Origin of the sequence: Methylobacterium sp. Leaf104 (assembly GCF_001422885.1) — a bacterium.
Classification (GTDB): Bacteria; Pseudomonadota; Alphaproteobacteria; order Rhizobiales; family Beijerinckiaceae; genus Methylobacterium.
Window position 1 is genome coordinate 203,316 of sequence record NZ_LMMZ01000002.1, and the last position, 8,004, is coordinate 211,319.

An 8,004-nucleotide genomic window follows, 5' to 3' on the forward strand; every position below is an offset into this window, starting at 1 on the left:
CGGGGGGACCGTCCAGAGCGCGCACCGATCATTCGGCCCGCACCGTCATTCCGGGTCGCCGCAGGCGAGCCCGGAATCCAGACGCGCGCGGCCGGGCAAGCACCCGCATCGTCCGCGGGGCGGCCTCACAGGGCGAGGCCCGCGGTCAGATCGGACCAGTCCGAGTTGAATTCCTCGATCAGCCGGATCTTCCAGTCCCGACGCCAGGTCTTGAGCGTCTTCTCGCGTTGAATCGCCTCGGCGGCCCGTTCGTAGCCTTCGTACCAGACGAGGCGATCGACGTCGTAGCGGGCCGCGAAACCGGCCGAGCGCTTCGTCTTGTGCTCGTGCATGCGGCGCGCGAGATTGTTCGTCACGCCGATGTACAGGGTGCCGTGTCGTCGGCTCGCCAGCATGTAGACGGTGAAGGGCATGGCTCGGCTGATCCACGAAGGATGGCCGACCATGACGCGATCGCGGGATCACGTCAGCGATTTTTCGAGGTTGGTCGCGGCTCTGGATTCCGGGCTCGCCGGCGGCGACCCGGAATGACGGGGATGGCTTCCCGGGTTGACGCGCCGACCCGGGCGGGGCTGTGATCCCGCGCCGTCAGATCCCCCATTCCCCTGACCCTCGGTGCCGATGTCCAACACCCCGCCCCGCGATCCCGCCCGCTTCGGCGCCAGCACCCGCCTCGTCCATGCGGGGCGCGACCCCTCCGCCCAGCACGGCTTCGTCAACACGCCGATCTACCGCGGCTCGACGGTGCTGTTCCCGACCTACGACGACCTCCAGCACCGGCGCGGGCGCTTCGATTACGGCACCTCCGGCACGCCGACGACGGATTCGCTCACGCAGGCCTGGAGCGAACTCGCGGGCGCGGCCGGCACCGTGCTGACGCCGTCGGGCCTCGCCGCCCTGACCGTGGCGCTGATGGCGGTGGTCTCGGCCGGCGACCACCTGCTGGTCAGCGATTCCGCCTACCGCCCCACCCGCATCTTCTGCGACGGCGTCCTGAAGCGCTTCGGGGTCGCGGTCGAGTACTACGATCCGCTGATCGGCGCCGGCATCGCCGACCTGATGCGCGACACCACCAAGGCCGTGCTCGTGGAGGCGCCGGGCTCGCAGAGCTTCGAGATGCAGGACATCCCGGCCATCGCCGCGATCGTGCACGCCCGCGGCGCCGCCGTGATCATGGACAACACCTGGGCGACGCCGCTCCTGTTCCCGCCCCATGCGCGCGGCGTCGACATCGCGGTCGAGGCCGGGACCAAGTACCTCTCCGGCGGCTCGGACCTGCTCCTCGGCCTGACCTCGGCCAACGCGAAATACTGGCCGGCCCTGCACCGGACCTTCGAGCACTTCGCCATGTGCCCCGGCCCGGAGGACGTGTTCCTGGCCCTGCGCGGCCTGCGCACCATGGCCCTGCGCCTGCGCGAGCACGGGGCGCAGGGGCTCGCCATGGCGCAGTGGCTGCAGGCCCGGCCGGAGGTGGCCCGCGTGCTCCATCCGGCGCTCCCCGACGATCCCGGCCACGCCATCTGGAAGCGCGACTTCTCCGGCGCCTCGGGCCTGTTCGGCGTCATCCTGAAGCCCGCCCCGGAGCGGGCCGTGGCGGCCCTGCTCGACGGGCTCGAGCTGTTCGGGATGGGCTTCTCCTGGGGCGGCTTCGAGAGCCTCGTCATCCCGTTCGACTGCACGACGTACCGCACCGCCACCCGGTGGAATCCGGGGGGACCGGGCCTGCGCTTCCATATCGGCCTGGAGGATCTGTCGGATCTGCAGGCGGATCTCGACGCGGGGTTCGCGCGGTTGCGCGCCGCACTGTGAGCGCGGACCGGCTCCGCGCCGGCCGGAACGAGGAACGCTCCGCTGGCCGCGGCACGCCTGTCCGGCCGGCCCCGAAAGACATTGACAATATTCCTATTTTGTGGTTCGGTGCGGGCACTCGCCTCCCACACGGGAGGCCCTCCGGCGGACCGGGTCGGGGGGCTCGGGGGGAGGAGACGGCGCCCCGCGTCGATGGCCCGGTTTCGCCATCGCCCCGGGCCGCATCGGCGACGCAAGGCGTCCCGGACGGGAAGGCCGCACGGCTGGAAGGCCGCACGGCCGCACCCGGTCCCCTGGGACGCACCGAGAGATCGGACGGCCCGCCCACTACGAGGCGGGCTCGGGGCCTCGTGCCCTGATCAGACGGCCGCCGGACGTCGCCGCCCGCAGGGGCGCCGGGGTCCGGAGGGGGGCTGCCACCAGCCGGGTCGCCGGTGCCGAGAAGACGCCGTGACGAAACGGACCGGCCCTCGGAGGGGCCGGGCCGGGGGACGCCGGGGGACCGGCATACCAGTTCAAGAAACGTGGTCTCGCGGCGTCCCGCGTCTCCCGTTTCGCGTGCTGTTCCTGGGGCCATCCCCCGCGCCGGCACCGGCGGCGGGGCCGCGCCCGCATGGCCGCGCGCGGGCGCCGCGCGGTCTCACGGCGCCAGCCAGGCGCCGCGCCAGCCATCGGCCCGCTCCCAGGCGGCCCGGCGGTGGCCGCGCCGGTCGAGGTAGAGGAATTCGAGGCGGGCGAGCGTGACCACCACGGCGCAGAAGTTCGGCCGGCCGAGCGTCAGGGCCGCCTCGGGGTCCGGCAGGGTGTAGGCGTCGCCCGCGGGCAGGCGCGCGCCGGGGGCGGGGTCGGCGCCGTAGCAGACCCGGCTCATCGCCATCGACTCGGCCCAGGCGGCCTCCGCCAGGGCGTCGTCGGCGTGGAGCGTCGCGGGGCCGGAGGCGCGGATCTGGATCTTGGCCGCGGAGTCGTAGCCGTGCAGGGCCGCCACCCCGGAGGCCGCGATCTCGGCGGCCTTGTCCGAGCGGCGGTCGCAGTGGAAGCGCAGGGTCCCGGCCACCGGGTCGGCCGCGCGCAGCACCACCGTGCGCACCTGCGGATGGCCCCGCGCGTCGACGGTGGCGAGCGCGGGCATGTGGAAGGCGTTGCGGCGCAAGGCGGGCCCCTCCGCCAGCAGGCGCCAGACCTCCGCGAGCGCCGCGCCGAGATCGTCGTGGAAGGGCGGCAGCGGCGTCATCGCGCCGGGGCGGCCGCCCGGGCGGCGCGGCGCTCGCGCAGGATCAGGGCGACGTTGCGCAGGTAGATGAAGGTCGAGAGGGCCTGCCCGAAGATGATCACCGGCTCGCGCCGCACGAGGCCGTAGACCAGGGTCATCAGGCCGCCCGCGATGGAGAGGAACCAGAAGGCCAGGGGCATCACGCTCCTGCCGGCCCGCTCGGAGGCGAGCCACTGCACCACGAAGCGGGCGCCGAACACCGCCTGGGCCAGGATGCCGAAGACCAGCCAGGCATCGAAGCGGGTGACGAAGACGTCGTAGACGTAGCCGCGCACGTCCTCGGCGAGCTGGATCAGCATGGCTCAGGCTCCCGTCACGTCCGTGACCCGCGGCGTCACCCGCTTGCGCCGGATCAGCCACCACACCCCGGCCAGGTCGAGGAGCCCGACCCAGAGGCGGTCGAACAGGCCGTATTTCGAGGTGCCGGTGAAGCGCGGCCGGTCGACCACGTCGCGGTGGACCACGCCGAAGCCCTCGCGGGCGACCAGCGCCGGCATGAAGCGGTGCTGCCCGTCGAAGAACGGGAGGGTGTGGTAGACCTCGCGGCGCACGAGCTTGTAGCCGCAGCCGGTGTCGCGGGTGGCGTCCTTCAGGATGCGCACCCGGACCCCGTTGGCGATGCGCGACTGGAGGCTCTTCAGCCGCCCGTCCTTGCGCCCGACGCGCTGGCCCTGGGCGAGCCCGACGCGGGCGCCGCCCGCCTCGATGGCCTGGAGCAGGGGCTCCAGGAAGGCCGGGTCGTTCTGGCCGTCGCCGTCCATCAGGGCGCAGACCGGACCCCGCGCCACCGCGATGCCGCTGCGGATGCCGGCGGCCTTGCCGGCGGTGCGGTCGTGGGCGAGCACCCGCAGCCAGGGCCGCCCGGCTCGCGCCGTCCGCAGGGCCTCGGCGGTGCCGTCGGTGGAACCGTCATCGACGTAGATCACCTCGAAGGGCGCCAGGGGCGCGCAGGCGGCCTCGAGTTCGGCGACGAGGCTCGCGATGTTGCCGGCCTCGTTCTTCACCGGGATGATCACGGAGAGGCGCATGGGTGTTCGATCCGAGGAGGGTCAGGGCGTCGTCGCGTAGGCCGAGAGGTCGACCCGGCGCCCGCCGTTGATGTTGAAGCCCGAGACGGTGCCGACCCGGTTCGGCGCCAGCCCGGCCGCCCCGGCGGCGGCCTCGAACGCCGCCGCGAACCGGCCTTCCACGTAGACGAGGCGGCAGGCCTCTCCCGTGCGCGAATCCGGCCCCTTCAGGAAGTCGACGGCCTCGGCGCCGGTGCCGAGCATGGCCAGATCGGTGCCGATCAGGAAGACGAAGCTCGGCTCGCGGTAGCCGAGGCTGGCGACGCGCGGATGCGGGCAGGGCAGGCGATCGCGGATCGCCGCGAGGCGGGGCGAGACCTTGAGGGCGGCCATGACCGGCTGGGTCAGGCCGAAGACCGCCGGCGAGAGCAGCATCGCGGCCAGGATGCCGAGGCCGAGGGCGCGCTCGGGCAGGCCGCGGGCGAAGGCGCGCCAGGCCAGGGCCGCCACGGCGCTGGCGCCGAGCAGCAGGGGCAGCCCGGCCCAGGGCAGGGTCCGGTCGTAGGCGAAGGCGAAGGCCGAGAGGCCGAGGGTGAGGCCGACGGGGATCAGCACCACCAGCCCGGCGGTGAGCCGCGCGCCCCGGCGCTCGGGATGCAGCGCGCCGGCGGCGAGCGCCCGCACGGTGAGGATGGCGATGGCCGGCATCAGCGGCAGCACGTAGTGGGGCAGCTTGGTCGGCACGATCTCGAACAGGATCCAGGTCGGCACGATCCAGGCGAGGAGGAAGGCGATGGCCGGCTCGCGCCGGTGGCCCCAGGCGAAGGGCGCGCTGAGGGCCGCGAAGGCCGCGCCGGGCCAGAAGGTGCCGAAGAACGCCACGAGGTAGGCGCCGGGCGGGGCGAAGTGCTTCTCCGAGCCGCCCTGGACCTTGCTCAGCATGTCGTGGCCGACCGCCTCGCCGTAGAAGGCGCCGCCGCTCTTCCAGGTGATGGCCGCGAACCAGGGCGCCACGATCAGCAGGGTGAGCGGCAGGCCGAGGCCGGGCCGCAGGGCGCCGAGCCAGCGGCCGGAGCGCGACCGGACGGAGAGGATCAGGGCCGGCAGGCCGCAGAACAGCGGCACCATCGGGCCCTTGATCAGGATGCCGAGGGCCAGCCCGAGCCAGAAGGCCAGCACCGCGGCGGTGTCGAGGCGGCCCGCCGCGCGGTCGCGCTGGAGCCAGGCGCGGGCGAGGCCGCCGAAGGTCGCCACCGCGCAGGCGCAGAGCAGCGCGTCGGTCTTGGCGAGCCGCGCCTCGGCCGAGAGCACGACGCAGGCGCCGAACAGGGCCGCGGCGAGGAAGGCCCCCCGCCGGGGCAGGAAGACCAGGGCCGACCAGTAGGTGAGGAGCACGGCCCCGATGGCGCCCAGCAGGGACGGGATGCGGTAGAGGCCGATGGTGGTGCGGGCGTTCGGCACGCCGAGCGCCTCGGCGGCGCCGACCACCGCGGCCTGGGCCCAGTAGATGCCGACCGGCTTCTTGTGGCGGGCTTCCGCCTGGAAGCGGATGTCGACGAGATCGCCGGTCTCCAGCATCTGCTTGGAGGCCTGGGCGAAGCGCGGCTCGTCCCGGTCCATCGGCTGGAGCGAGGCGATGCCCGGCAGGAAGCAGACGAGGCAGAGGGCCACCAGGAGGGCGCAGGCCCAGGCATGGCTCCGGGTCGCGGCGGACAGGAGGGTGTCCGGGAACGCGAAGGCGTCCCCGCGGGCCGGGCGGGGCACGGTGACGCGGTCGGTCATGCGGGGGGATGGGCCGTCAGGGGGGACATACGCGGCTCCGGACCGGCACCCGGCCCCTGGAATCCGGTCGATGATTCCGGTCGAGGCCGCGAGGCCGGCGGTGTCGATGATGCGGCCGGGAATGTCAAATCCCGGGTTCCGCCGGGTCGCTGGCCGCCGCGCCCGGCGCCTCCTCCCCGGTCCCGCGGAACCGCTGCCGGTAGGAAGCGGGCGCCACCGCCACGTGGCGGAGGAAGCTGCGCCGCAGGGTCTCCTCGGAGCCGAAGCCGCAGCGCGCGGCGATGCGCTTCACCGGCAGCGACGTCTCGGCCAGGAGCCGCCGGGCCGCCTCGACCCGCTGGCGCTCCAGGGCGCGGGCGGGGGTCAGCCCCGTGGCGGCCTGGTAGTGGCGGGCGAAGCCGCGCGGGCTCATGCCGGCCGCCTCGGCCAGGCGTGGCACGGTGAGATCCTCGTCGAGGTGGTCGGCGATCCAGGCCTGGAGCGCCTCGAAGCGCCCGCCGCCCGCCGCGGGCGACAGGACCTGCTGCGACAGGACGGTGCTGAACTGGGCCTGGCCGCCCGGGCGCTTGAGGAAGACCACGAGGTGCCGGGCGACCGCCAGCGCCGCGGCCCGGCCGAGATCGGCCTCCACCAGGGCGAGCGCCAGGTCGATGCCCGCCGTCACCCCGGCCGAGGTCCAGACCGGGCCGTCGCGGATGAAGATCGGGTCGGGCTCGACCCGGGCCTCCGGATGCCGCCGGGCGAGCGCGTCGCAGCGGGTCCAGTGGGTCACCGCCCGGCGCCCGTCGAGGAGGCCCGCCGCCCCGAGCAGGAAGGCGCCGGTGCAGACCGAGGCCACCCGCCGGGCCCGGGAGGCCCGGTCGGCCACCCAGGCGGGCAGCCCCTCCGCGATCGCTCCGTCGACGCCGCGCCCGCCGGTGACCACGAGGGTGTCGACGGGCGCGTCCGCGGGGGGAAGCGGCTCCGTCGCGAGGCCGAGCCCGGCCGAGCTGCGGATCGTGCCGCCGCCCGCCGCCACCGCCCGCAGGGCATAGGGGACGGGCCCGGCATCCGCGAGGTCGTTGGCGGTGGCGAAGACCTGCAGCGGCCCCGACACGTCGAGGAGCTGCACCCCCGGGAAGGCGAGAATCTCGATGCGACGCGGCCCGTCGGGGCGCAAGTCTGGCAGGAAACGAGGGCTCTTCGTCATTCCGGCCAGAGCCTGCCGGGTTAGGGTCGCCCTGTCCAGACAGCCGGAGACAGACCCCATGCCCCTCGCGATCGGCCTCCTCGCCTTCCCCGACGTCCAGCAGCTCGACCTCACCGCGCCCTACGAGGTCTTCGTCGGGATCCCGGAGGCGCGGGTCCACCTCGTGGCCGCCGACCGGGGGCCGGTGACGAGCTCCACCGGCCTCGTCCTCGCCCCGACGCTGGCCATGGCCGACTGCCCGCAGCTCGACGTGCTCTGCGTCCCCGGCGGCCTCGGGGTGAATCCGCTGATGCGGGATGCGGCGGTCCTCGCCTTCCTGCGCGACCAGGCGGCCCGCGCCCGCTACGTCACCTCCGTCTGCACCGGCGCCCTGGTGCTCGGGGCGGCCGGGCTCCTGCGGGGCCGGCGCGCCACCACCCACTGGGCCAGCCTCGACCTCCTGGCCGCCTTCGGGGCGATTCCGGTGGCCGAGCGGGTGGTGCGCGACGGCAACCTCCTCACGGGAGGCGGCGTCACCGCCGGGATCGACTTCGCCCTGACCCTGGCGGCCGAGCTCTCCGGGCAGCCGGCGGCGGAGGCGATCCAGCTCGGCCTGGAATACGCGCCGGCGCCGCCCTTTGCCGCCGGCTCGCCCGCCGGCGCCGGCCCGGCCGTGCTGGCGGCGGTGCGGGGGCGCCTCGCCGCCGGCCGGGCCGAGCGCGAGCGCATCGTGGGCGCGATCACGGGCGCGACCGACATCGTCGCCTGGGGGCCGGCCGTTCCCTGAGGCGGGTCGGGCCGGCCACGGACCGGCCTTGGCGCATTCTTAAACGTATTCTGCGCGCCTGTCGGGCGGGGCCGGCGGCCCTAGTGGTTGAGGTCTGACGGTTGAGTCCGCGTGGGGTTTTGGTTTGAGGCCTGTCCTGCGAGTCTGGCGGAATGCGCAGTGGCATCTCCTTTACGCT

Annotated in this window: 8 protein-coding genes; 2 read left to right on the plus strand and 6 right to left on the minus strand. The window is 74.5% G+C overall.

The window, feature by feature from the left end; genetic code table 11:
* Positions 1-125: 125 nt before the first annotated feature.
* Positions 126-413, minus strand: a complete 288-nt coding sequence (locus ASF49_RS04850; RefSeq protein ID WP_056468603.1) for a GIY-YIG nuclease family protein — start codon at positions 411-413, stop codon at positions 126-128.
* A 208-nt stretch (positions 414-621) separates the two neighbouring features.
* On the opposite strand from ASF49_RS04850, the gene metC reads away from it, so the two are divergent.
* Positions 622-1,809: a cystathionine beta-lyase gene (gene metC / locus ASF49_RS04855; protein WP_056468604.1), complete on the plus strand. Its 1,188-nt coding sequence runs from the start codon at positions 622-624 to the stop codon at positions 1,807-1,809.
* 640 nt (positions 1,810-2,449) lie between these two features.
* Here the strand turns inward: metC and ASF49_RS04860 are convergent.
* The 5 genes from ASF49_RS04860 to ASF49_RS04880 form a co-directional block, all read right to left on the minus strand.
* Positions 2,450-3,043, minus strand: a complete 594-nt coding sequence (locus ASF49_RS04860; RefSeq protein ID WP_056468607.1) for a pyridoxamine 5'-phosphate oxidase family protein — start codon at positions 3,041-3,043, stop codon at positions 2,450-2,452.
* Positions 3,040-3,381, minus strand: a complete 342-nt coding sequence (locus tag ASF49_RS04865; RefSeq protein ID WP_056468610.1) for a lipid-A-disaccharide synthase N-terminal domain-containing protein — start codon at positions 3,379-3,381, stop codon at positions 3,040-3,042. Before ASF49_RS04865 ends, ASF49_RS04860 begins: the two co-directional genes overlap by 4 nt.
* Before the next feature lie 3 nt (positions 3,382-3,384).
* On the minus strand, positions 3,385-4,110 hold the full coding sequence (locus tag ASF49_RS04870; protein ID WP_056468613.1) for a glycosyltransferase: 726 nt from the start codon (positions 4,108-4,110) through the stop codon (positions 3,385-3,387).
* Between the two features lie 21 nt (positions 4,111-4,131).
* Positions 4,132-5,871, minus strand: coding sequence for an ArnT family glycosyltransferase (locus ASF49_RS04875; protein ID WP_056468616.1), 1,740 nt, complete (start codon positions 5,869-5,871; stop codon positions 4,132-4,134).
* 124 nt (positions 5,872-5,995) lie between these two features.
* Positions 5,996-7,060 (minus strand): GlxA family transcriptional regulator, encoded by a 1,065-nt coding sequence (locus tag ASF49_RS04880; protein WP_056468619.1) that lies wholly within the window; start codon positions 7,058-7,060, stop codon positions 5,996-5,998.
* A 58-nt stretch (positions 7,061-7,118) separates the two neighbouring features.
* Between ASF49_RS04880 and ASF49_RS04885 the strand changes: the two genes are divergently transcribed.
* Positions 7,119-7,826, plus strand: coding sequence for a DJ-1/PfpI family protein (locus ASF49_RS04885; protein WP_056468622.1), 708 nt, complete (start codon positions 7,119-7,121; stop codon positions 7,824-7,826).
* Positions 7,827-8,004: the final 178 nt, after the last annotated feature.

What these genes read in the sequence shown, in the direction of transcription:
- ASF49_RS04850 (WP_056468603.1), bottom strand. Translation starts at nt 413, where the DNA reads ATGCCCTTCACCGTCTACATGCTGGCGAGCCGACGACACGGCACCCTG.
- metC (WP_056468604.1), top strand. Translation starts at nt 622, where the DNA reads ATGTCCAACACCCCGCCCCGCGATCCCGCCCGCTTCGGCGCCAGCACC.
- ASF49_RS04865 (WP_056468610.1), bottom strand. Translation starts at nt 3,381, where the DNA reads ATGCTGATCCAGCTCGCCGAGGACGTGCGCGGCTACGTCTACGACGTC.
- ASF49_RS04875 (WP_056468616.1), bottom strand. Translation starts at nt 5,871, where the DNA reads ATGACCGACCGCGTCACCGTGCCCCGCCCGGCCCGCGGGGACGCCTTC.
- ASF49_RS04870 (WP_056468613.1), bottom strand. Translation starts at nt 4,110, where the DNA reads ATGCGCCTCTCCGTGATCATCCCGGTGAAGAACGAGGCCGGCAACATC.
- ASF49_RS04860 (WP_056468607.1), bottom strand. Translation starts at nt 3,043, where the DNA reads ATGACGCCGCTGCCGCCCTTCCACGACGATCTCGGCGCGGCGCTCGCG.
- ASF49_RS04885 (WP_056468622.1), top strand. Translation starts at nt 7,119, where the DNA reads ATGCCCCTCGCGATCGGCCTCCTCGCCTTCCCCGACGTCCAGCAGCTC.
- ASF49_RS04880 (WP_056468619.1), bottom strand. Translation starts at nt 7,060, where the DNA reads ATGACGAAGAGCCCTCGTTTCCTGCCAGACTTGCGCCCCGACGGGCCG.